General features: G+C 54.2%; 1 protein-coding gene and 1 pseudogene. Both read right to left on the minus strand.

The features are described 5' to 3' along the window. Window positions 1-304: hypothetical protein (locus tag EN994_RS33260; protein WP_206530567.1), on the minus strand; the 304-nt coding region annotated here is incomplete at its 3' end. 45 nt (window positions 305-349) lie between these two features. Continuing rightward, window positions 350-917: pseudogene (locus EN994_RS33265) on the minus strand (restriction endonuclease subunit R); the annotation flags it as partial.

The raw sequence follows: 917 nt of genomic DNA on the forward strand, positions 1-917 counted from the left end.
TTCCATCACGGCGAAACCATTCGCTGATCGCCGATTTGTAAACTTCCTTTTCGACGGCATTCAGCAGAGAGTGAATGACCCGAACATCGTTGTGCCGCTTCACATGATCGAAAATTCCTAGCGCCACTTCATGGATGATCTTTTTCTCCGAAGATCCTCTTAGCTTGGTGCCATCGTTGCTCTGCAAGGTCGAAGAATATTTCTTTTCCAGTTTTAATAAGCTCTCTGGCGGCGTTCTGCTCTTGTCGCGTTTGAGGTCAGCCAGGAGTTTGAAGATCGGTCTTTCATGATTCATTCTGGTCACTGGACCGATGCCCCCTCGGGCCTTTTCAAAACCTTGGTCACGCCCTCAAACAAGCTCCCCTGCCTGCGAATAGGCCGAAACCAGCGAGGCCAGCGTCGCGCTTGGCTTCACCGCGTCATGTGGCACGAGCACATAAGTCCACGGCTTTCCGCCCGTATCCCTGGCGTGCTCATTTGCGTGATGCACCCATTTCCGGGCAGCCTTGGCCTTCGCCTGAACAATCGGGTCGGCCATCTCATTCTTCGCCTTGATCTCAATGATGAACTTGTCCTTGGTAGTCTCGACCACGAAATCCGGCTCGTATGACTGCCCGGACGCGTATTCGATCCTGAACTGACCGATTGCGGGTTTCATCCAGCGCAACACTCCGGCTTCGCTGGCAGCCTCCACGATGACCGCGAATTCCCGCTCTGTGTCGGAGTCGAATTTCTGGTACGGATAGCAGCACTTGGCGAAACCTTCGAAGACATATTTTGGTGTAAGGTTGAGCGGGCTGACTGGCGTTCGGAAATCCCGAACGAATGCCTCGCTGGGGACGTTGTAGGCCTGGGGCTTCATCACGACGAAACCCCTTGAGACGCTAGCTCGGTAATCGGTCGGGGTCTCCCAATAG

It is taken from the genome of Mesorhizobium sp. M7A.F.Ca.CA.002.09.1.1 (genome assembly GCF_003998555.1).
In the GTDB taxonomy this organism is placed as follows: Bacteria; Pseudomonadota; Alphaproteobacteria; order Rhizobiales; family Rhizobiaceae; genus Mesorhizobium; species Mesorhizobium ciceri.